Source organism: Thalassotalea ganghwensis (genome assembly GCF_053485795.1).
Window position 1 is genome coordinate 51,011 of record NZ_JBQRUM010000008.1, and the last position, 24,003, is coordinate 75,013.

18 protein-coding genes are annotated in these 24,003 nt (G+C 40.8%); 8 read left to right on the plus strand and 10 right to left on the minus strand.

From position 1 onward, the window contains the following. Positions 1-16 precede the first annotated feature (16 nt). The 3 genes from ACSLUH_RS09910 to ACSLUH_RS09920 form a co-directional block, all read right to left on the minus strand. A complete protein-coding gene (locus tag ACSLUH_RS09910; protein WP_448566485.1) occupies positions 17-328 on the minus strand; it encodes a cupin domain-containing protein in 312 nt (103 codons plus the stop codon). A gap of 14 nt (positions 329-342) precedes the next feature. After that, positions 343-1,752 carry a YfcC family protein gene (locus tag ACSLUH_RS09915; protein ID WP_448566487.1) on the minus strand — a complete coding sequence of 470 codons (1,410 nt, stop codon included), beginning with the start codon at positions 1,750-1,752 and terminating at the stop codon, positions 343-345. 151 nt (positions 1,753-1,903) lie between these two features. Then, on the minus strand, positions 1,904-3,415 hold the full coding sequence (locus ACSLUH_RS09920) for a leucyl aminopeptidase (RefSeq protein ID WP_448566490.1): 1,512 nt from the start codon (positions 3,413-3,415) through the stop codon (positions 1,904-1,906). A gap of 210 nt (positions 3,416-3,625) precedes the next feature. On the opposite strand from ACSLUH_RS09920, the gene ACSLUH_RS09925 reads away from it, so the two are divergent. Next, entirely contained in the window at positions 3,626-5,092 is a 1,467-nt protein-coding gene (locus ACSLUH_RS09925) for an NAD-dependent succinate-semialdehyde dehydrogenase (protein ID WP_448566492.1), read from the plus strand. Positions 5,093-5,225: 133 nt separating this feature from the next. Here the strand turns inward: ACSLUH_RS09925 and ACSLUH_RS09930 are convergent, their stop codons facing one another. The 7 genes from ACSLUH_RS09930 to pspF all read right to left on the minus strand — a co-directional run bounded on the left by ACSLUH_RS09930 (position 5,226) and on the right by pspF (position 13,711). Beyond that, positions 5,226-7,166, minus strand: coding sequence for a collagenase (locus ACSLUH_RS09930; protein WP_448566494.1), 1,941 nt, complete (start codon positions 7,164-7,166; stop codon positions 5,226-5,228). A gap of 99 nt (positions 7,167-7,265) precedes the next feature. Next, the gene (locus tag ACSLUH_RS09935) at positions 7,266-8,051 is read right to left on the minus strand and encodes a peptide ABC transporter ATP-binding protein (protein ID WP_448566496.1); all 786 of its coding nucleotides are present in this window, start codon (positions 8,049-8,051) and stop codon (positions 7,266-7,268) included. Position 8,052: 1 nt separating this feature from the next. Then, complete coding sequence (locus tag ACSLUH_RS09940; RefSeq protein WP_448566498.1) at positions 8,053-9,042, minus strand: peptide ABC transporter ATP-binding protein; 990 nt, start codon at positions 9,040-9,042, stop codon at positions 8,053-8,055. Continuing rightward, on the minus strand, positions 9,042-9,935 hold the full coding sequence (locus tag ACSLUH_RS09945; RefSeq protein WP_448566500.1) for an ABC transporter permease subunit: 894 nt from the start codon (positions 9,933-9,935) through the stop codon (positions 9,042-9,044). The genes ACSLUH_RS09940 and ACSLUH_RS09945 overlap by 1 nt, the downstream gene beginning before the upstream one ends. After that, the gene (locus ACSLUH_RS09950; RefSeq protein ID WP_448566502.1) at positions 9,925-10,953 is read right to left on the minus strand and encodes an ABC transporter permease; all 1,029 of its coding nucleotides are present in this window, start codon (positions 10,951-10,953) and stop codon (positions 9,925-9,927) included. Before ACSLUH_RS09950 ends, ACSLUH_RS09945 begins: the two co-directional genes overlap by 11 nt. Before the next feature lies 1 nt (position 10,954). Continuing rightward, positions 10,955-12,601 carry an ABC transporter substrate-binding protein gene (locus ACSLUH_RS09955; RefSeq protein ID WP_448566505.1) on the minus strand — a complete coding sequence of 549 codons (1,647 nt, stop codon included), beginning with the start codon at positions 12,599-12,601 and terminating at the stop codon, positions 10,955-10,957. 6 nt (positions 12,602-12,607) lie between these two features. Continuing rightward, a complete protein-coding gene (pspF, locus tag ACSLUH_RS09960; RefSeq protein WP_448566507.1) occupies positions 12,608-13,711 on the minus strand; it encodes a phage shock protein operon transcriptional activator in 1,104 nt (367 codons plus the stop codon). A gap of 190 nt (positions 13,712-13,901) precedes the next feature. Here pspF and pspA point away from each other — a divergent pair, with 190 nt between their 5' ends. The 7 genes from pspA to ACSLUH_RS09995 all read left to right on the plus strand — a co-directional run bounded on the left by pspA (position 13,902) and on the right by ACSLUH_RS09995 (position 23,924). Beyond that, positions 13,902-14,585 (plus strand): phage shock protein PspA, encoded by a 684-nt coding sequence (gene pspA, locus ACSLUH_RS09965; protein ID WP_448566509.1) that lies wholly within the window; start codon positions 13,902-13,904, stop codon positions 14,583-14,585. Positions 14,586-14,638: 53 nt separating this feature from the next. After that, complete coding sequence (gene pspB, locus ACSLUH_RS09970; RefSeq protein WP_448566511.1) at positions 14,639-14,866, plus strand: envelope stress response membrane protein PspB; 228 nt, start codon at positions 14,639-14,641, stop codon at positions 14,864-14,866. Beyond that, positions 14,863-15,315 (plus strand): envelope stress response membrane protein PspC, encoded by a 453-nt coding sequence (gene pspC / locus ACSLUH_RS09975; RefSeq protein ID WP_448566513.1) that lies wholly within the window; start codon positions 14,863-14,865, stop codon positions 15,313-15,315. Before pspB ends, pspC begins: the two co-directional genes overlap by 4 nt. A gap of 145 nt (positions 15,316-15,460) precedes the next feature. Next, entirely contained in the window at positions 15,461-16,582 is a 1,122-nt protein-coding gene (locus ACSLUH_RS09980) for a sensor histidine kinase (RefSeq protein WP_448566515.1), read from the plus strand. Further along, entirely contained in the window at positions 16,572-17,405 is an 834-nt protein-coding gene (locus ACSLUH_RS09985; RefSeq protein ID WP_448566517.1) for a LytR/AlgR family response regulator transcription factor, read from the plus strand. The genes ACSLUH_RS09980 and ACSLUH_RS09985 overlap by 11 nt, the downstream gene beginning before the upstream one ends. Positions 17,406-17,706: 301 nt before the next feature. Then, positions 17,707-20,874: a family 16 glycosylhydrolase gene (locus tag ACSLUH_RS09990; protein WP_448566519.1), complete on the plus strand. Its 3,168-nt coding sequence runs from the start codon at positions 17,707-17,709 to the stop codon at positions 20,872-20,874. A gap of 71 nt (positions 20,875-20,945) precedes the next feature. Beyond that, positions 20,946-23,924 (plus strand): TonB-dependent receptor, encoded by a 2,979-nt coding sequence (locus tag ACSLUH_RS09995; RefSeq protein ID WP_448566521.1) that lies wholly within the window; start codon positions 20,946-20,948, stop codon positions 23,922-23,924. Positions 23,925-24,003 lie beyond the last annotated feature (79 nt).

Sequence of the window (24,003 nt, forward strand, 5' to 3'; positions counted from 1 at the left end):
AGGAATAAAAAGGCAGTTAAACACTGCCTTCTGTTTCAATAACAAGGATACGAGCTTCGCCTTGCGGATGTGCAACATGCTCTGTGCCAACACTGGCATAAAAAATGTCGCCTTGATGAAGAGTAGCAGTATATTCTTCACCTTGCTCTCGATAATGCATTTCAACGCAACCATCGAGCACAACAAATACTTCTTCACCATCATTGATGTGCCATTTGTATGGCTTATTAGTCCAGTGAAGCTTGGTCGTGATACCCTTCATGTTAGCGATGTCGAGCGCGCCCCAAGCACGCTCAGCAGTAAAGTCTTTTGCCCTAATGATTTTCACTGACTCATTTTCCTTTATTGATGTATTACTGGTTGGACATCGAGGCCATAGCCAAACATGGTGGCAGCAATCAATACGATAGCGGCTGCTAACATAAGCTTAGCCAATAGCGGTAAACAAAACTTAAACCACTGGCCGTAAGGAACTCCAGCCATACCAATAATACCCATCAATACCGCATTGGTTGGAATAATCATGTTAGAGAAACCATCCCCAAATTGATAAGCAAGTACCGCTACTTGACGAGGAACACCGACAAGGTCACCAAGCGGTGCCATTAAGGGCATAGTGACGTAAGCTTGTCCCGAACCTGATGGAATAAAAGTGTTGAGTAAAGTTTGGATAAACAACATTCCTACCGCAGAAATTTCTGCACTGACATAAGACAGAGGCAAACTCATACCATACACTAAACTATGAAGGATTTGTCCGTCATCCAAAATAAGTGCGATACCGCGAGCAACACCTATGAGGATTGCGGTAGTGACTAGGTCTGCGGTACCTTCAATAAATTTGTTTGCTGCAGTATTGGCGTCTAATTTCCCTAAAACGGTAATAACAATGCCCCACGCAACAAATAAACCACCAAGTTCATAAAGGTACCAGCCATGGGTAGCAATACCCCAAACTGCGATCACTAAGGTTGCAACAAAGCTAAGTAAAATCATCTGATGGCGACGACTTAACTTCGGGTAATGATGAGATTCTTTTCCTTGAAGAGGGCAAGGTATCCCTGCCATTAATGAGCGTTTGGGATCTGCTTGTACTTGTTTGGTATACGACCAGACATGATGGAACCCAATCAAAACAAAAGGAACAAAAATCGCTAATCGTAACCATAGTCCTGAGTAAACAGGAATTTCAGCTATCTGTTGCGCAATCAATACGGTAAAAGGGTTAAATGCGGATACGCCGTAACCGATCCCGTAGCCTGCGACAATCATACCAACGGCGGTCATCGCATCTAATCGCATAGCCTTGCATAGGGCAACAAGAATTAATACAAAGGGGATATATTCACCAGCAGTGCCAATCGCACTTGATGCAAGGGCAAAGCAAAATACCACCATAAAAATCAGTTTTTGTGGTGAGTCGCCAAATCGCTCTAATAAGCGGCCAATTAACGCATCAACGGTACCCGTTGCGCGAGCAATAGAGAGTACACCACCAACGATCAAGACAAAGAAAATTACATCTTGCGCGGCCGCAAAGGCTCTGGGAATTGCGATCAGAAAATCCCAAGGTGTTAAATAATGTCGTTCGGCGGCTACCTGATAGGTGCCTGGAACAACGGCTTGTCGGCCAGACTCTGTCTGAACCATTTCAAAAAAACCTTGCGGGACGATCCAAGTCGCTAGGTAGGCGATAAACATCATCGCTAATAGCAATACGAGGGTATGAGGTACTTTTATTGTTTTGGTCATACGAAATCTCTCATTGTGAAGAAGGCGTTATTTTATGCGTTATTGGCATGTTAAAAAAGCATTTCGTTGAAACAAACAAGCTGTTAACGAAATAATGCTTAAAAAAAAGAGCGCAACGCGCTCTTTTTGATCAGCTTTTAACAAGCGTCAGTTACTTTTTATTTAAGATCCACTCTGTTAATAGACGGACCCCATAACCCGTGCCGCCTGTTGGAACTTCGTCTTTGCTTGATTTTGCTAACGCATTACCAGCGATATCTAAGTGCGCCCAATTCACATCGCCAGCAAAATGCTGTAAAAAGCTTGCCGCCGTTGTTGCACCTGGACCGCCAGTACCTGTATTTCTAAGGTCGGCAATATCACTCTTTAACATATCTTTGTAGCCCAGCGGTAAACGCCATAAGTTTTCGTTTACTTGCTTACCAGCAAAGGTTAATTCATTAACCAATTCATCATTTTCTGAGAAAATTGCGGCGTACTCATTACCAACAGCACGAACTTTTGAGCCGGTTAATGTTGCTAAGTCAACTAAGGTATGTGGCTTATAGTATTCACGTGCATACCACATCGCATCAGAAAGCACTAAGCGACCTTCTGCATCAGTGTTGGTAATTTCAACTGAGATACCTTCAGCTGTGCGCAAGACATCACCGGGCGCAATGGAGTTTTCAGAAACCATATTTGCTGCCATGCCCATCACAGCGACAACGTTCACTTTTGCTTTGGTTAACGCCAATGCTTTAACCGTACCTAACGCCGCAGCAGCGCCAGCTAAGTCAACTTTCATATGAGCGATAGAGCTGTGGGTCTTAATGTTGTAACCACCTGAATCAAAGGTGATCCCTTTACCTGCAATAGCTAAAGGAGCACCATCGCTATTTTTGTAGTGCGCAACAACTAAACGAGAGCCATCTTTACTACCACGGCCAACGCCTTCAAGCGCACCCATGCCAAGCTTTTTAATTTCTGCCGGCTCAAGCACTGTTACTTTTACACCTAGCTTTTCTAATGCTTTTGCTTCTCTGACAAAATCAACAGGGGTCATTTCTGTTGCGGTTTGACTAGTAATGTCGCGAGCTAAAAAGACACCGCTTTCGATATGCGCTAATGGCTCGTAAGCGGCAGCTGCTTTTTTGCCATCGTTAACGTCAAAGTAATAGCTTTTTTCTTCACGCTTTTCTTTTAAGTATTCGTCAAAACGGTAAGCTCTTAGACTAATACCATGGGCAATTAAAGCCGCTGTTTCTGCATTATTTTCACCGATATTGTCTGTTGCAACGGTAATGGCTTTGATATGATCTTTCTCTAAGTGACCTGACAAGTTGCCACCTAATTTAGTCGCTTGTGATTTCGTTAACGCTTCTTCACCTAAACCAACAACAACAATCCGTTGATAATCTAAATTTGTTGGCGCTAATACGTCAACCATTGAACCATAATCGCCCTTGAATTCTTCAGACGTCAACGCTTTGCTTAATTGGCCATTGGTTTTCTTATCAAAAGATTTAAATGCGTCAGTTGCATTATCTTTGCCATAAAAGAGCACCAAAGTGTCAGTGTTTTTGCTGACAGTCGTGTTGAATGTAATTGATTCAGCATTGACCATCGATGTGGCGCTGATTAATGATGCCGCTAATGCAATTTTTGAAAATTTAGAATGCATGTGTTTACCTATTATTATAAGACGAAATGAACTAAGTTTAATTGAATAAAATTACCAGTATTTTCTATTTGCGCTAAGTAATATACGTTAAACGATAAAGTTTTTGCGATAAAATTTTGTTTTAGACGTAATATTCCGCAAATTGTCACCACAATTTATCTAATCAAGATACAATCGCTATGGTGCACAAACGTAATAAGGAGTGATAACGTGTCAGCTCATCTTAAGGATCAGTTACTTGATCAACAACTTGTTCGTACCCGCTCGTATATTAACGGACAATGGTGCACGGCATCAAAAAAATTTGCCGTTATAAACCCTGCAACCGAAACAACATTGATTGATGTTGACGACGGTGGAGTTTCCCATGCAAACCTCGCAGTAGCTGCTGCTAAAAGCGCTTTTAGTGAATGGGCCAATATGCCAGCACATCAACGTGCGCAGCTTTTGATGAAATGGTATGAGCTGTTAATGGCGAATGTTGATGATCTCGGCTTATTGTTAACCTTAGAGCAAGGTAAACCGCTTGCTGAAGCTAAAGGTGAAATTAGCTATGGGGCATCATTTTTGCAATGGTTTGCTGAAGAAAGCAAACGTGTCTATGGTGATACTATTCCTTCATTGTCCCCGAAACAGCGCATAACGGTAATGAAACAACCGGTTGGTGTGGTAGCAGCAGTAACACCATGGAATTTTCCTAATGCGATGATAGCTCGTAAAGCTGCTGCGGCATTAGCAGCTGGCTGCACTTTTGTCGTTAGGCCTGCCGCACAAACACCATTATCAGCTTTAGCAATGGCTGAACTTGCCGATAGAGCCGGTATTCCGCCGGGCGTTTTTAATGTTGTTATAGGTGAAGATGCTAAAGAAATTGGCGAAGTACTGACTCAGCATCCAGATATCGCAAAGTTTAGTTTTACAGGGTCTACTAATGTTGGAAAGCAGTTGCTTAAGCAATGTGCGACAACGGTTAAAAAAGTGTCGATGGAGCTTGGTGGCAATGCACCCTTTATTGTGTTTGAAGATGCCAATATTGATGCTGCCGTCGATGGTGCAATCAAGGCAAAATTTCGTAATGCAGGACAAACCTGTGTTTGCGCTAACCGAATTTTGGTTCAACGCAGCATTTATCCAGTATTTGTCGAAAAGTTTAGCCATGCACTCTCACAGTTGGTTGTTGGCGAAGGCACTAAGGAAAATGTCGATATCGGTCCGCTTATTTCAAAACAAGCAGTAGAAAATGTTGATAAGTTAGTTAAGCAAGCAGAGCAGGCTGGTGCAAAAGCTAAAATAATGTCTCAGAGTAGAGAATCGACAGGGTACTATTACCCAGTAACATTATTAACCGATGTGACTAACGATATGGAGGTTGCAGCAACTGAAAACTTTGGCCCCGTTGCACCTATCATCGTCTTTGATGATGAAAGCGATGCAATCGCTTTGGCGAATGATACTGAGGTGGGGTTAGCTTCTTATTTCTATGCTCAAGACATTAATCGCATATATCGTGTTGCTGAAGCACTGCAGTTCGGTATGGTGGGAATAAACGAAGGGATAATCTCCAATGCTGCGGCACCTTTTGGAGGCGTTAAGCAATCAGGTAATGGACGCGAAGGCTCTAAATACGGTTTGGATGATTACTTAGAAGTTAAATACCTTTGCCTTGGCGGTTTATAATAGCAATTGAATAAAATCATTTTATTGGTATAAGTGCAGAGCCTTTTAGCCATTGCTCTTTATGACTCAAGGCGGCAAACGCCACCTTGAGTTATCGATTGTTGTTAATCATTACGTTGATAACACAATACGTTTATCTGAATTTTCGTCGGTATAATCCAAGTAGTAGTAAAACTGTTGAAAATAACATTGTACCGCCACTTGATTTGGAGTCATTAGATGGACTTTCCGTAGTGGGGGACTCTTCACCATTATCGCTTGTAGAGTCATCACCTTCACTTTCATCTGATGAAAGCGTATAGATACCATCACCATTGATTGCCAGTTGATTGCTTGTTTCTGAAAGTGTCCCAACAGCTTGGCAATTTCCGTCTAAATCTACCGCAACAAACTTATCACCTAAACTCCAGTTGGCTTCCCACGAATCACCAGGCGATAGTGTGATATAGCTATTATCCGAGCGCATTCCTGTTAAATGATTTAACCAGAATATTTCAATACTTTGCTCTGTTTCATTTAACAAAGAAACGTCAGCGTTTTGTGATGCCTTTCCGTCATAAATTTGTTCTTCCTGACAGTATCTTCCTTCGTCGTGTCTATCGAGTAAGCTATCGACAGCACTAAGCGCTACGTTAACGTAGATATCATTGCCCGGCGCATTAACAAGTGCATAATAGCGCCCTGGTGTAACGTCGCTAAGCGGGCACACTTCATCACTTTTTCCGCCGTTTACTTTTCCTTTGTTTGAAGAGCATAGTACATTTTCTTGTGAGAATGGGTTAGGCACAGTGTCTTTAGCGATGTAAAGGTCGGCATTACCTCCGCCCAGCGTTGTTTGAAAGGATAATGCTGGGAGATCGTTGTCAATATCTATATAGAATAACTGTCCATGCTGGCTGGTAATAGTTTGGGGTTGCTCAAGCACTAATGGTTTGGCACTTTGACTAAATTCTTCAAGTAATGTGGTGTCGAGCCATAGGTCAAAGTTTGCTTGATTCGCTGCTGCCCAATCATTGAGCCACTGATCTAACTGACTATACTGGCCACCTCTTGCCATTGTTCTTAATGTTTGCACATCATTTGGTGTTTGCTCAAACATATATTTTACAACGGTTGCTCCCCAATCATAGGGACTTGCATCGCCATCGTAGCCACTTTCGATAATTTCTTGTAAGGTAAATCTTTGGGCTTTTTGCGCCAGTTTAACCGACAAGTAAGGGTGTTGATGATCCGCAATATATTCGGCGAGTCCTTCTGTCCACCAATCAAGGTGATGAGCACGTGTGGTGCTAAATGTTCCTTGTTTGTTATAGCGGCCATCTAAATAATGAACATATTCATGCCCCAGTTCCCAGATAAAAAACTGATGCTGCGCCCATTGTCGCGCTTCAAAAGTTATCACCTCAGCAGATGCAGTTGAACTTGTTGGGTTAGTTTCAAAATAAATCCCAGTACCAGCATCATCACGCATATTATGAACGTGTTGCCCCGTTGTCATAAAAGCAGCTCTGTTCGCGTAAATATTAACAGAGACTTGATCATTAATATCTTCAGGTACTGGCAATTGTGCTTGCGTTTTATCAAAAAATAGCTGTTCAGCCTCTGATAGCGTTTGGCAGATGCTGTCTTGTTGAGATTGACTTAACGCGGGATTTTGCAATTTTACTACCGTATTATTTGCCATATTCATACATTGATAATCAACAAGGTGTGCTGTGGTAGAAGCTAGCACTGACAATTGATCAAAAGGTGCTATCGTTTGAATATCAAAGGTATAGGTGCCTGCGGCAGGATTTTTAATAACGCAGGACTCGTTGCTACCATGCATTTCACTTTCACAATCGACTTGTGCACCATTACGTTGTGTAATGATCAGGTCTGCATTGCCGTTATCACCATTGATTACAATAGACAGTCGCTGTTTTGTTTGTGGCAGCGTTATGGTGAATGTTTGTACTTCATTTGCACTATTGTCAATGATAAACGGAACACCATCTGACAATTGAGTATCGGCGAAAGCACTTTGCGATAATAGCAATAAGGGGAGTGACAGTGGCAAATTTATTGATTTCATAAAACACCTGTACAATTTAAATTTGCAATAATGGTATTTTAAATATTTTATACAATCAATAGGTTTGTTTATATTTTGTTAATTGAAAGGGTTTAGATGTTAATAGCGGTGTTGTAGCTGAAATTGTTGACTCATGATCAGTTTTTTTGTGTATTTATGCTTGGGCTGCTTTAAAACGGCTCGCGTAGGGCCTTGTTCAATCACACGACCATTACATAACACAATAATGTCATCGCAGAAATGTCTAACGATACCTAAATTATGAGAAATAAGAATGTAGGCAAGTCCCATTTGTTGTTGTAAATCCAGCAACAAATTTACCATTTGTGAACGTAAAGAAGGGTCGAGCGCCGCTAACGCTTCGTCTAAAATCACAATTTGTGGATTGAGTATAATAGCCCTTGCCAGTGAGATGCGTTGCTTTTGTCCACCTGAAAACATATGTGGGTAAAAACTCATATGCTCTGCTAGCAAACCCACTTTTTGTAAGGTTTCACGGATCAGAACGATCCGCTCTTGTTCGTTCAAATTAGTATTAAGTTTCAAAGGTTCATCAAGCAATTGCTCTATGGTTAAACTTGGGTTTAGCGTCGTTCCCGAATCTTGAAAAATCATTCGAATATGCTGACATCGTTGCTTAAAATTACCTTGTTGGAGTAATTGACCGTTTAGCTTTATTTCACCAGTAGATGGAGTTTCGGCACCAGCGAGGAGCTTTGCAAGCGTTGATTTGCCTGAGCCTGTTTCTCCTACTATTGCTAAGGTCTTATGTGCTTCCAGCGTAAATGATATTGGCTCAAGCGCTTCTATGATCTTATCTTTGTTTAAAAAGTTAGCAATACGATATTTTTTGCTGAGGTTGTTTATTTCTAATAGCGCTGACATCCTAGTAACTCCCTCTTAAGGAAAAATGACAACTTACTTGATGTCCTTGATAATTCTTGATTTTTGGTGCTTTTACACATTCTCTTTGTGCTCTAGGGCAACGTGGCCCTAATCGACAGCCAATCGGTAAATGTTGCAATATTGGAATGCTGCCAGGTAAGGTCATTAACCTGGCTTTTGCTGGTATTTGTATGTTTGCACTCGGACTACTATCGACAAGTGCGCGCGTATATGGGTGATATGGCTTAGTAAATATTTGTTCTGTTGTTCCGGCTTCTACAAATTGACCGGAATACATCACAGTAATTGTATTTGTCCAATGGGTAACATTCTCTAAATCGTGACTGATCAGCAAAATCGACATATTTTTAAGCTGGTTTAAGCTGGCAAGTAATCGAAATATCTGACCTTGATTGGTGCTTTCCATTGCTGCCGTTGGTTCATCGGCAATTAATAGTAACGGCTTTTTCGCGAGTGCCATGGCGATCATTACCCTTTGGCATAAAGCTTCCGTTAATTGATGAGGATAACTTTTTAAACAACTGATATGATTTTTAATACCAACCTTGTGCAGTAAAGCTATTGCCGTGGCTTTACGCTGTTGACGTCGTTGCCAAAAATTACCTGTTAGGTCTTGATTTGCAACGGCTTCTTCAAGTTGTTCTCTGATAGTTGCTGTGGGATCTAAGCATGCCATAGGCTCTTGAAATATCATGGCAACATCATTGGTGATGATTTCTTTACGTTCATCAAGCGATAAGCGCATTAAGTCGTTGCCACGCCAATGAAATCTATCCGCGTCTACTTTCCAGCGTTCGTCTAAAACACCCATAATTGCTTGTGCAAGCAGTGACTTACCAGAGCCAGATTCCCCGACTAAACCGCGAACTTCCCCTTCTTTTATCGATAAGCTTACGCGATCAACCGCCATAATGGGTTTGGTTGGTGATAGTAACTCTATTGATAGGTTTCGAATATCGAGTATGTTCATTAGTTTTCTTTTCTAAGTTTTAACGCGTGGCGCATGCCTTCACCTACTAAGTTGGTAGCAACGACCGCAAACAAGATAGCTAAACCAGGTAAATAGACGGTCCAGGGGGCAACATAAAAGTAATCGATACCATTTGCAAGCATAGCGCCCCACTCAGACATTGGAATTTGTGCGCCAAGGCCTAGAAATCCTAGTGCTGCAATATCAAGAATAGCGGCTGATTGAGCTAGTGTTGCTTGGCTAATTAACCTTTCAATGATGTTAGGAAAAATAGAATAAAATAAAATCCGCATTGGACTAGCACCATCTAATCGCGAGGCGAGGACATAGTCTTTTCTAAATTCTTCTCTAACGGCATTGCGGGTGATATGAATAAACTGAGGAATTAACACCATGACAATAGCCCATAATGTATTACTCAAGCCAGGTCCTAATATGGCAACGATAATAATCGCCAGCAGTAATGAAGGGATTGAGAGGATGACATCAAGAAAATGATTTAAAAAACTTGATTTAACCCCTTTAGTAAGTGCTGATATTGAGCCGATAATCACACCGACACCCAACGAAATCATCACCACGACAAAACTTAAACCAAAGGTGAGAGAGGTGCCATGCATTAACCTTGAAAGCATATCACGACCTAAATTATCGGTGCCAAGTAAGAAACTAATATCACCATTGTTGTGCCATGCTGGCGGCAAGAGTATTTGGTCTAAGTGGTTTTCAACCGATGAATAAGGGGTGATAATTGGTGCAAAAATGGCTAAGGCAATTAAAAACATAAAACATGAAAAGCCAATCATGACCACAGGTGTTTGTTTAAAGTTATACCATAACTGTAATAGTGGTGTTGGAAACTCTTCTTCTTGGTATATTTTTTCACGCGCCATATTTTTTGCCTCTGGCCATTGGGTTTAAACCCGCGTAAACAAAATCGGTAATAATGTGCACAATGAAGATATAACTCGATAACACTAAAAGGCCACCTTGAATAGCGGTAAAGTCTCTTTGATAAATACTTTCAATGAGCCAACGACCAACGCCGGGCCAGCTGAAAATAACTTCTGTGACCATGGCAAGTGTCACCAAATTTGCAAATTGAAGGCCGACATCTCGAATAACATTTACCATTGCATTTCTTATCGCATGACGATAAATGATTTGCGTCATGGTTAGCCCTTTTGCTTTTGCTGCTTTGATATACTGGCTTTCTAAAACTTGCATCATCGCCGTTCGCGCTAAACGGATAAAAATTGTCAGTGGTGCTAACGCTACGGTTAGCGCTGGCAAAATAATATGTGCAACAGCATCTTGAAAAGCTTGCCATTTATAGGGGTTATCGCTAAGCAAAGTGTCTACTAAGATCAACCCTGTTTTATGCTCTACGTCAAACAATAAACTAATGCGGCCAGAGGATGGCAACCATGCCAGTTGTATGGCAAAGACTAAAATGACAAACAAGCCTAACCAAAAAACAGGGATAGAATAGCCCAGCATTGAAAATGTTAAAATACCATTATCTATCGGCGTTCTATGCTTTATCGCTGCGATAAACCCTATCGGTATACCGACTATCATTGCGATAAACAGTGCAATGAGCGTTAATTCTATTGTCGCGGGTAAATGGATGAGCATTTCATTAAAAATAGGGGTTTGACTGGTCATTGATAATCCCCAATCACCCGACAAAATATGGCTAAGGTAGGCACCGTATTGGCTTAAAATCGACTCATTTTGTTTATAACTTTCCGCTAGCATTGCAAGCTGCTGCTCAGATGCATTCACCTGGCCCGATAAGTTAATTAGTGCATCGCCAGGAAATAAAAAACTTAAACTAAAAGCAAGCAAAGTTAGCAATACAAAAGTAAAAATAAATAAGTTTAATCTTCTTATCGTGAAAACTAGCATATTATTCCTTTGTCACTTCAGAAAAGTCGATACCGCCAAATGCACTTAAGATGTTGCCTTTAACTGTCGTTTTTCGTGCTTGAAATCGTTTTGAATGTGCAATAGGGATGAGCGGGATTTCGTCGGATAAAATTGAAAGTGCTTGGGTATAATATTGCTTGCGAGTTTTGATATCTGTGGTTAACAAAGCATTGCCAATGGCTTCATCAAACGCTTCGTTACACCAAAATGTCCGGTTATTGCCAGTAAAAGTTGAAGCGCAACTTAACAATGGTGTTAAAAAATTGTCAGGATCTGGATGATCTGCTGACCAACCAAGTAAAGCCGATTGATGGCTTCCCTGACCGAGTAGCGCAAGGAACTTTGACCATTCATAATCTTGAACAATGGTGACATTAATATTGATTTTCGCTAAATCTGCCTGAATTAACTTGGCCATCGTTTTTGCATCTGGATTATAAGGGCGCTGTACTGGCATAGCCCATAAATCCATATCAAAGCCTTGTTCCAATCCGGCTTCTTTCATTAATGCTTGTGCCTTTTCCAAAGAGTACGTCGGCTCCTTAATGGTTTCATTAAACGCCCAGGATGACTTTGGTAAAATGGTGGTCGCATTTTCAGCTTGCGAAGCATATACCGTTTCTAGAATGGCTTCCTTGTTAATTGCATGAGCAATCGCTGTTCTTACTCGTTTATCATTAAGTGGTGGTTTTTGGGTATTAAAGCCTAAATAACCGACGTTAAATGATGTTTTGCTATCAAGTTGTAAATCAGGACGTTCGCTGATTTTTTCATGGGCAATTGGATAAGAGATAATGTCACATTCTTTTGCTAACAATTTTGTTAAACGGCCATAGCTGCTCGGTGTTATGTCGACAATTAACTGTTCAAGTTGAGACTTTTTACCCCAGTATTCTTCATGGGGTAAGTATTTAATATACGTGCCTGCACGATACTCTTTTAATTTAAATGGGCCAGTACCAATGGGGTTAATATCAAGCAAGTGATGGTTATTTTCTTTAGCAAGCAGATCCGCGTATTCTTTTGATAGAATGACAGCGAAATCACTAGCCAAGTTCGCCATTAACGAACTGTCTGCTCTGGTTAAGTTAAAGCGCACGGTGTAATCATTTAGTTTCTCGACACTACTGATCAGTTTTTCAAACTCAACACTTTGAAAAAAAGGAAATTTTCCTCCAACGATTTGATGATAAGGTGCTTGATCGTCGAGAATACGATTAAAGCTAAATATTACGTCATCAGCATTAAGTGCTCGGGTGGGGGTGAAAAAATCGGTTTGGTGAAACTTAACATCTCTACGCAGGTAAAAGGTGATTTTTTTCCCATCCTTAGTGACATGCCACGATTTTGCAAGTGAGGGGATAATGGAATTATCTTCTTTATCGAATGCCATTAAACGGTTAAATAAATGGTTTGATGTAACGTCTATAGTAACACCAGATGTAACCGTTTGGGGGTTAAAGCTTGCAGGAACGCCCTCACTGCAGTAGATAATGCTTTTGGCGCTGAGCGAGGCGCTCTCGCCAAATTCACATCCTGTAGTCAATAAATTAACCGCGCATACAGCAATTATCGACAGTGTTTTCGTCATTGGCCTAATGATGTATGTATTGCCTGGATTAAGCATTAACTATTACTCTTCTTCTTTAGCCGTCGAGTCGAGTAAATTGTATTTTTTTAAGTAACCCCTTAATTGATGATAGGTTAATTCTAGTGCTTCGGCAGTTTTCTTTTGATTATATTGGCAATTTTCCAACGCAGTTTGAATCAAATTAATCTCATAGTCTTGAGATAAGTTTTTAAGCGACAATGGAAACTCGAAATTATCTTTCGTTTGTTGCGTTAATGTGTTTTTAAGGCTCGCAGGCTCTGATGTATTTACTTCTGCTGGAGGAGCAATTGGTGCTGGTGCTGCAACCACTCTATCTTGTGTTTTGATACGTTTAGAAGGTCGGTAAGGAGAGTCAAAAGGATCAATCACCAACTCATGTACTGGTAGATGTGGGTTATTACAGCGATACACACTACGCTCAACGACATTTTTAAGCTCTCGAATATTACCAGGCCAATGGTAGTCGAGCATTGCCCGTTTTGCTTTTTCCGTAAAGCCACTAAACAGCTCAAAATCGAGTTCTCTTGCCATATTAATAGCAAAATGCTCAGCAAGCATTAAAATATCTTCTACTCGTTCTCTTAATGGCGGTAATGTAATGACATCAAACGCTAGACGGTCTAGTAAATCTGCACGAAACTCACCCATATCAGCCATCGATGGCAAGTCTTCATTAGTCGCGGCAATCAAGCGTGCATTGGTTTTTATCGTTCTGGAACCACCGACACGTTCGAACTCTCCATATTCAACTACGCGGAGCAGCTTTTCTTGAATAAGCCCTGAGGTATTGGCTATTTCATCTAAAAACAATGTACCTTTGTCAGCGCGTTCAAAACGCCCTTCGTGTCGTTTAGTGGCGCCAGTAAATGCACCACTTTCATAGCCAAACAACTCACTTTCAAGTAAGTTTTCATTAAGGGCTGCACAATTTAACTTTAAATAATTTTGGTCCCATCGCTTTGATAGGTAATGGAGCCGGGCAGCAACAAGTTCTTTACCGGTTCCTCGCTCGCCGATAATAAGGACAGGTTTACTTAACGGAGCCACTTGAGAAATTTGCTCAAGAACCTCTAAAAAACTATTGGATTGACCGATTAAATTATCCTGTTGACTAAAGCGAGACATCTTTGACCTAATTATTAGTATTTTTCACTAACAAATAGTGTATTTTATTAACGTACTTGTTTGAAGCTTTTTTTTAAAATAAAATAAGTTTTATTAAATCAAGTAGTTAAAATTATATTTCAAGTTGGCTTAGATAATGAATAGTAAATGCCAGCCATAGATAAATTTATTCATTATAGAGGAAGACGTTATGGGTGTTTTTTCAAGATTTACCGATATTATTAACTCTAATATCAACAATTTGCTGGATAAAGCGGAAGATCCAGCCAAGATGGTTCGTTTAATCATTCAAGAAATGGAAGATACATTAGTCGAAGTACGTTCGTCCTCAGCCAAAACTTTAGCAGATAAAAAGGAATTAACCAGACAAGCCGAACGTTTTGAGCAAGATGCTCAACAGTGGCAGGATAAAGCGGAGTTAGCCTTAAGTAAATCTCGTGAAGATTTGGCTAGAGCAGCATTGATTGAAAAGAAAAAATGCCAAGAGAATGCAGAAGCATTAAAAGACGAATTGGCACATGTTGAAGAACATATTGTTAAATTACAAAATGAAATTACGCAATTACAAGAAAAGTTAGCTGATGCTAAAGCGCGTCAAAAAGCAATTATTATGCGAGAAAAAACAGCAAGCTCTCGTTTAAAAGTTAAGCGTAATATTGATAGCGAACGCGTTGAAGATGCGTTAAGTCGATTCGACCGCTATGAACGAAAAATTGATGATTTAGAAGCGCAAGTTGAATCGTATGATTTAGGCAGTAAGTCGTTAGCTGATGAAATTGCTGAATTAGAAAACGATGAAAACATTGATGATGAATTGGCGCAATTAAAAGCTAAAATGAAGTCCGATAAAAAATCTGATAAAAAGACTAAATAAAACGTACTCATTCAGTACAATAGTAATAAGTAGCGCGAGTTTAGGAGAGTACAATGGAAGAATTAATAATGGTGCCAGTGATCATCTTCATGGGTTTAGTCGCACCGATTTGGTTGATTCTGCACTATCGAAGTAAACGTCAGATTAGCCAAGGTTTTAGTGAAGAAGATTACCATAAGTTAACAGAGTTATCTGAACTTGCTGACAAAATGGCCGATAGAATAAAAACACTTGAAGCAATTTTGGATGCAGAAACACCAGATTGGAGAACGAAAGTATGACCAATTTACGTCGAGGTGAATTATTCCGTATACCCAGCAAAGGTAAAGTTGCCGGAGTATGTGCTGGAGTAGCAGATTACTTCGGCTGGGAAACTTGGTTAGTAAGGATATTACTGGTTTCTGGAATTCTATTGGGAATGGGGTGGTTTATCGTAATTTACATCGCGGCTTGGTTTATTTTAGATAAAAAGCCAGGTGATCGTGATGCCAATACCCCGCATAGTAAGTTTGGTAAAAAAGTGCATGATAAAGTGACCGAAGATTTGGCAGATTTTGCTGGAGAGTCAATTAAAGTTAAATCGCGCATTTGGCAAGCAGGTGAACCACCGAAGCAAGCTTTTAAGGATATCAGACATAAGTTTGAATCGATGGAAAAGGAGTTACAGAAAATAGAAAGATATGTAACGTCTGCAGAGTTTACAGTTTCCAGAGAAATCAATAAGTTGTAGAGTAAAAGTAGCGGCAGTAGCCGCTTTTTTATTGTTAAGAAAAACCACTAATCTACCGTTCACCGTTAAACTTTACCCTTTGTTTCCCATCATGAGTAGGCTATTGTAAATAACAATCATCTCATTAACTGAAGATTTTGGTGTTATGCAAGCTTACGAGACAGCCAGTAATTTAGAATTAGAGCCAAAAGCCTTTTCAAAGCAAAGTCACCAATTTTGGACACTGCAACTCAGTGGTTGGTTAGGGTACGCTTTAGTTGTCTTTGTTGCCATTATTCGTCCACAGTTTGATGATCCTAATTTTAACATGTCTGGGCAGCTGATTAATTTGGCGATTGAGGTTTTAGCAGGTTTTGGTTTATCGTACCTTCAATGGTTGATTATCCAAAAGATTGTCCACCTTCCACTTAGAACTACGTTACTTATCAGTTTTTCTAGTGCTTTTATTTTGGGCTTGATTTTAAATATTATTAAACTTGCCGCCTATAAAACGATTGTTTACGACCAGGTTTGGTATGAAGAGCTAAATATGCTTGAATTCGGTGGTTGGTTTTTATTTTCGTTATCTACCATGTTTATTTGGACGGCGCTTTTTTTTATTATGCTCTACAACACAAAGCTTCAAAAAGAGCATGAAATGCTATTGAGGGCGCAAACATCGGCAAAAGAGTCTCAGTTGCAAATGTTACGTTATCAATTAAATCCACATTTTATGTTTAATACCATGAACGCGATTTCAACGTTAATTTATAAAAAAGACAATGAAAAAGCGGGGGAGATGGTTGATAAATTATGCACGTTTTTTCGCTATTCATTGGATGAAAAAAATGCCCGAGTTAGTACATTAAGAAAAGAAGTTGAGTTGTTGGAAGTTTACTTCTCGATTGAGCAAGTGCGCTTTGCCGATAAATTAACCGTCGCGATGAATATCGCACCGCAGGCACTCGATGCTCGGGTACCGACATTGTTTCTTCAACCTATCGTAGAAAACGCCATTAAACATGGAATAGAAGCGCGAAAGCAACATGGTCAGATTGAAATATCAGCAACGTTAGTGTCAGACAATGTTCTAATTGTTGTTAAAAATGATAACGCAGTTGAAACGAAAAAAGCGGGTGAAGGTTTTGGTATCGGATTAACTAATACGATAGAAAGGTTAGAGACGATGTTTAATAAGCATTGTCAACTAACGCTAAATAATCAGGGTGATCAGACAGAAGTTCGCATTATGTTTCCATATATTGTTGAGGGGCAATATGTCAGGTAAAAACATTACGGCAGTTATTATTGATGATGAACAATTGGCAATTGAAGGGCTTAAACTGCGCCTTGAAAATATTGATGATGTCGAAGTTATCGGTGAAGGAACAGACGGTGAACAAGCAATAAAGTTATGCCAGCAATTACAACCTGACGTGTTATTTATTGATTTGAGATTACCCGGTTTAAACGGCTTAGAAGTCGTTCAATTGCTGCAAGCAGATACCATGCCTCTGATCGTATTTGTTAGTGCTTATAGTGAGTATGCGCTTGATGCTTTTGAACTCGATGCGATAGATTACATTATGAAGCCTGCCAATATCGGTCGTCTTAATAAAACGTTAGAGCGAGTGCGCGAGCGATTAACTCCAGTTCAACGCAATGTTGAAAAGTTTCGACTATTGAAGGCTCTTGGTGAAACCTCCGGTCTTGCTATTTCTGAGTTGGAAGAGTGGTTGCAAAGTAATTCGAGCGAATTACCAACGCCTTATCGAAACGAGTTAGTGATAAAAAATTCTGATAATGAAAAGATTTTTGTGCCAGTAAAAGACATCATCTGGATTGATGCCGCCGGTGACTATATGTGTATTCATACGCCTAATGAGAATTATATTGTTAGAATGACCATGAAGAAGTTGGCTGAAGAGTTGGATAACCAAGTCTTCCAACGAATTCATAAATCGACGCTTGTCAATATCAACAGTGTAAGAAGTATTCAACCCTTAAAGAATAATGAAAGTTTGTTGGATGTTGGCAATGACGTAAAGTTAAAAGTAAGCCGCAATTATAGCGACGCTGTTAAACAAATTATTGCTACGAGAAGCAAATAATTCACTTCATCTTGTTTTTATCTCTTTTTATCGCACTTTCTAAGATATTTTCTTTGATACCGCATTAAACATTCCTGATGTCGCATTTTCATTGTGATGTTGATGTGCTTAAACGACTATCTCAATAGTTAAAAGTTTAACTTACAGCTTTTAATCAATAGCCTATCAATGCCAAATGAGAAAAAAAATGACATGGTATTGATAGTCCTGGGGAGAGGGTAGTGTGCGATGCGATCAATATATTCTACTACTATGAATATATGAGTATTCATCGTCGCGTTACTAAAATTGGAAACACATTATGAAAAAACCAGTGCTACATAAATCGACGATAGTCGCTTGCCTATCAGCATCTTTATTAATTGGATGCGGTGGTGGGGTAGAGACTAACACAAACACCAGTAATATTGATCCAACCGCACCAGTCACTGATTGGCAACTTGTTTGGAGTGATGAATTTGATGGAACCTCAATTGATTCAACGAAATGGAATCATGAGGTAAATTGTGCCGGTGGCGGCAACAACGAACAACAATGTTATACCGATAGCAGTGATAACTCATTTATTGCAGATGGGCTTTTGCATATTGTTGCTATGCCAGCTGAAGAGGGGGCTGATAAACCATACACTTCAGCACGCTTAACTACAAAGTATAAAGGTGATTTTAAATATGGTCGTTTTGAAATGCGAGCGAAACTGCCAAGCGGGCAAGGGAGTTGGCCAGCGTTTTGGATGATGCCAACTGATGAGGTTTACGGCGGTTGGCCGAAATCTGGTGAAATTGACATTATGGAAGCGGTTAATCTAAAAACGCTCGATGAAGACGGTAAGGCAGAAAACAGAGTACATGGTACTTTGCACTATGGTAGAGCTGGATTATACAGCGGTCAAGAATATAGTTTGCCTGAAGGAATGAACCCTGCTGATGATTTTCATACCTACGCGATTGAATGGCAAGAAGGAGAAATTCGCTGGTATGTAGATAACTACCTTTACGCCACGCAACGTCAATCAGAAGTACGCTATAACAGCAAAAAACAAGCAGTTGGATTAGCGCATCAAGGTTGGTTTGCTGAATATTATGATCAAACCACTGGGGAGTTAACAACGCATTGGGATAGCGCCCCGTTTGATCAAGACTTTTACATGATTTTGAATTTGGCTGTTGGTGGTAATTGGCCTGAGAGTGCTAATAACACTGGCGTAGATCCGAGTGTTTTTGAAAATGGCCAACATTTTGAAATTGACTATGTTCGTGTTTACGAATGTATTCAAGATATAGAGACTGGTAAAGGATGTGAAACCGTGAGAGCTGGTTACGACCTTGAAGGTGACGGACTGGTTCTTGGTAAAGCTCCAATCCCTTCTCCTCCTTCCGCTGGTGGCGAGGCAAGTGTTGATATCTTCTCTGGTACACCGAATCCGAACTGGCCAGCGTGGGATTGTTGTGGAGGTTCAACGCCGACCTTGGTTGAAGATGATCAGCTTGGTAATGTATACGAATTTGTCGTTGGGGCAACAGCAACAGTCAATGGTTTTATCACCAGAGCAGCTGAAATCACCGATCCTGAAGGCAAGCCAAGTCCTTTTGATGCCAGTGCAGTACTCGCAACAGGTACGGTTAGTTTCGATCTTAAAGTGGTATCCCCACCAAATAATACCGATTCAGTTTGGAAGTTCAAAATAGAAAGTGACCAAGGTGCAACAGCACTAGAACTAAATTTAAGCGATAGTGTTGAGGGGCAAGCACCGATCGTTGGCGAATGGCAAACCTTCACGTTTAATTTGTCCGACCTTGCTGAAGCAGGTTTAGACGTTAGCGCTATTGATGTTGTGATGATTTTCCCAGCCTGGTCTACAGGTGAAGGAGCGGTTTACCGTGTCACCAATGTTAAAATCGGTGCAGATGTATCTTTACCAAAACTAGTTGTTTTTGAAGATGAAGAAAACCCAAGCTGGCCAATGTGGGATTGCTGTGGTGGTTCTACTCCATTAGTTCAGGTCGATGATGATGAGCATGGCGCAGTTGCCGAGTTTTCGATAGGTGCAGAGCCTACCGTGATGGGCTTTATCTCTCGAGCAGAAAATATTACTGACCCAAGTGCACAACCTATGCCTTTTGACGCTAGTGCCATTCTAGCCGACGGTGTTGTACAGTTTGACTTAAAAGTAATAACTCCGCCAAGTAATCCTGATTCAGTTTGGAAATTTAAAATTGAATCCAATCAAGGTGAAACAGCATTAGAGTTATCGCTAACAGAAAGCGTTGAAGCGCTTAGCCCAGCTACAGAGCAATGGCAGACCTTTACCTTTAACTTGTCAGATCTCGCTGATAAAGGTTTAGATGTTAGTGCTATAGATGTCTTAATGATTTTCCCAGCTTGGGGCACGGGTGAAGGCGCTCTTTACCGTGTCGATAACGTGAAAATTTTTGACCCTACTGCTTCAGACGGTTTTATTGGTCACGTGTTATTTGATGACCAACCATTAGATCAATGGACAATTTGGGATTGCTGTGGTGGCAGTACACCAACCATTGAAAATGACGATGCAGACCATGGCTTAACCGCAGAGTTCGTTATCGGTAGCACGGCTACGGTAATGGGGTTAAAAGCAGATGATGGTGTGTACTTGGATGCGTCTAATTTACTCAATAGCGGTGTCGTACAGTTTGAAATGAAAGTGATCTCTGCGCCAAACGATGCTAATGCTGCATGGAAATTCAAAATTGAGTCAAGTGATGCGACTGGAGCTGTAGAGTTAGACTTGACCGCAAGTCAAGAAGGGGTCACACCTGTTGTAGGTCAATGGCAAACCTACACTTACTCGCTAATTGAATTGTATGATGCAGGTGTAGATATAAGTGCCATCGATGTGATTATGGTGTTCCCACAATGGGGGGCTGGAGAGGGAGCGGTTTATCGCCTTGATAATGTCATGATTTATGATCCCAGTAGTCTACCCGCTCAACTTGGTTTGACCTTGTATGATGACGCTCAAAATCCAGAGTGGCCTATTTGGGACTGTTGTGCTGGTTCAACACCTACCGAAGAAGATGATGACACGGAACACGGTAAAGTCGCAGAGTTTGTTATTGGCGATACGGCAACCGTTATGGGATTCAAAGCAGAAGATGGTGTGACTTTTGACGCGAGCAATTTATTTGATAATGGCGCGGTAAAGTTTGATTTGAAAGTAGTCACTCCGCCGTCAGATAGTAGCTCTGTCTGGAAATTTAAAATCGAGTCGAATAAGGCTGAGACTGCGTTAGAGCTTAATTTAACAGACAGTGTTGAAGGGGTTGCCCCTACTACGGGTGAATGGCAAACCTATACGTTTATGCTTGATGATTTATTTGCTGCTGGACTGGATATCAGCGCAATTGATGTCGTCATGGTTTTCCCTGCTTGGGGAACGGGAAGTGGGGCGGTATATCGCATCGACAATGCTGCGATTACAGTGCCATAAATCGTTTTTTTAAAGAGCGTGCGGCTATTTAGCCGCCTTCATTAAACGTAAAAATTTTAAGTAGGTTAACCATGAAAAATTTAACATTTACCAAAAAACATTTAGCAGTGTGTATCTCTTCTGTGTTATCAGCTGCTATGTTATCGCCTGTTTATGCTCAAGAATCTCAATCAGCTAATGAGCAATCAACAGATAAAGAGAAAGAAATTGAAGTTATTGAGGTACGCGGCATTCGCGGAAGTTTGATTCGCTCGATGGATATAAAGCGTAACAAGTCGGGTGTTGTTGACGTTATCTCTGCGGAAGATATGGGGAAATTTCCAGATACTAATTTGGCAGAATCTTTACAGCGTATTACTGGTGTGGCAGTCAGTCGCAGTAATGGTGAGGGTAGTCAAATTACCGTGCGCGGATTTGGCCCAGATTTTAACTTGATTACCTTAAACGGTCGTCAAATGCCTGGTACAGGTAATACGCGTTCTTACAGCCTAGAAAATCTATCTTCTGATGGCGTGCAAACACTTGAGGTCAATAAAACGGCTCGAGCAATGAATCCTAGCGGAGGTTTAGGGGCAACGGTTAATATTGTTACTAATAAACCATTGTCTAGTCCAGGAGAGCGTTATTCGTTATCTGGTAAGGCAATACACGATAAATCGAATGTCGCTGGTGATGATGTTACCCCAGAGTTTTCCGGTTTATATTCCAATACTTTTTATGAAGACACGTTAGGGGTTGCTTTTTCATTTAATCATCATCGAAGAGACTTTCAAAAGCAATATGCAGGAAGTCAAGGGTGGCTAGCGAATGTTGACTTACCAACTAACCTTGACGAATCTATGGTGGTTGATCCAAGACCCGTAGATGAAGAAGGGAATAGAATAGGTAATCATTTTTTTCCTCGTGACACATTTTATGCAATGGAAGATTGGCAACGCGAGCGTGTTAATGGACATGCGATCGTTCAGTATACCCCCAGAGAAGATTTAGTTTTCTCTGTTGATTACACGACAACTACCGCTACTAATGGCATGAACGCCATCGGCTGGAATATTTGGAATGAATTTGGTGGCAATATTAATGCCTATGAGTTAGATGCTAATGGTAACGTGATATACGCTGATATCAGTGGTAACGATGGTTCGTGGACGGTTTCTAGAGAAACGAGTGAGGTGAAAGAGTCCTCGGTTGGTCTCAAAATTGAATGGCAGGCAACCAGTTCGCTCAGTTTTGAATTGGATTACCATGATTCGAGCAGTGAAACAGATAATGGCTTAGATCCTGGATTAGGGAGTCATGGTTCTCTCATCGTTGGTTCAGATCAACTAGAGACAAAAATTTATGATTTTAGAGAGGGAGAAATACCTCAAGCCTATATTCGTTGGAATAATGGCACAACGACACTAACTCCTGCAGAAATTGATTCTCATTTTAGTCAATTTATTCACAGCCCAGGAAAGTCTGAGGTTGAACAGCTGCAACTGCATGGTGTTTGGGAAAATACCTTTGATATCCCGCTGGTTGATGTTCGGTTTGGATTGGCGATGACAGACCAAAAAATTGGCGGGTCCCACGCGTGGAGTCAACTAATTGGAGGGTTCTTATTTAATCCATCGTTTACGGAAATATTCCCCGATGGCATGTTTACCCTGCATGATACTAGTGATTTCCTCAATGCCTTTGAAGGAGGCGGTAATAGTTTAATGTGGGATTATTACTATACCTTTGATTTTGACGAAGCGGTTGCGCGCTCCGAGGCGTTTTTAACCAATGAAGTCTTAGGTGGTGATGATTATTTTGCGACAGACGCATATCACCCTAAAGGGCAGTTTTCGCAAGGTAGTGTCAGAGAAGAAACGAAGAGCTTTTATATTCAGTCAATGTGGGAGTTTGATATTGGTCGTTTTCCTGCGCAGTTAAACATTGGCGTTCGCTACGAAGAAACTGATGTAACCAGTGAAGTTGCTCAACCAGTGCCGACTGAAGTTTGGTGGAAAGGTGGTGCAGAGTTTCATACGCAATACCTTGATGGCGATAACACTGTGTTGTCGTTGACGGGAAAGCATGACTTGTTGCTACCAATGTTCGATTTAAAAGTTGATTTAACTGACGATTTAGTCGGGCGCTTATCTTATGGTAAATCAATTACTCGTGCGCCATTAGGAAATCTTGCTGGTGTTAGGAGTTTGTCGGGAAGTCCAAAAATTGGCTCGAGAAATGGACGAGAAGGCAATACCAATCTCCAACCGTTTGAGTCAACCAATTTTGATATCGCGCTTGAGTATTATTATCAAGAAGGTAGCTATGCGGCTCTAGGTTACTTTAAAAAAGAAGTGAAGAACTTTATCGGTGAACAGATAGTCGATACCACCATTGATGGCTTTAGGGATATTTATAAAGGGCCGCGTTGGAATCAAGCAGTAGCTGATATTGAGGCACGTGGAGAGCAAGCAACTAGCGACGCGATTTTTGCTCAAATGCAGGAAAACGGCGCGGTATTGAATGCTGAGGGATATATCGAACCGAGTAGCGATGACCCATTAATGATCTGGAGTATTACTCGTCCATTTAATAGTCCAGATACCAAAACGGTTGATGGTATTGAAGCAGCAGTGCAGCATTTGTTTGGCGATTCTGGTTTTGGTGTCGGTATCAATGCAACTTTTGTCAGTGGAGATGTCGAGTTTGATGTTGATAGTTTAGAACAACAAACCCCGCTGACCGGGTTAAGTGATTCGGCAAACTTCCAAGGGTTTTATGAAAAAGACGGTTTATCAATTAAGTTAACGTACGCATGGCGTGACGAGTATTTAATGGGGGTTGGGCATGATGAAGGCTCTTCAGATAATCCGCCTGAATTTGTCAAGGCATTTGGCCAATGGGATATTAGCGTTAATTATGATATTGACGAAAATATCACCATCTTCTTTGAAGGTATAAACCTTAACAATGAAACTGAGCAAGGTTTTGGTCGCTATCGCTCGCAATTTTTGTATGCGCGCGAATATGGGCCACGCTACATCTTAGGTGCTAGATATAGCTTTAAGTAGTAAGAGGTAGCGCAGAAAGCCAGTCGGCTTTCTGCGCAATACTTACTTGTTCAGTTTCAATAACCTTTCAATACGTTTT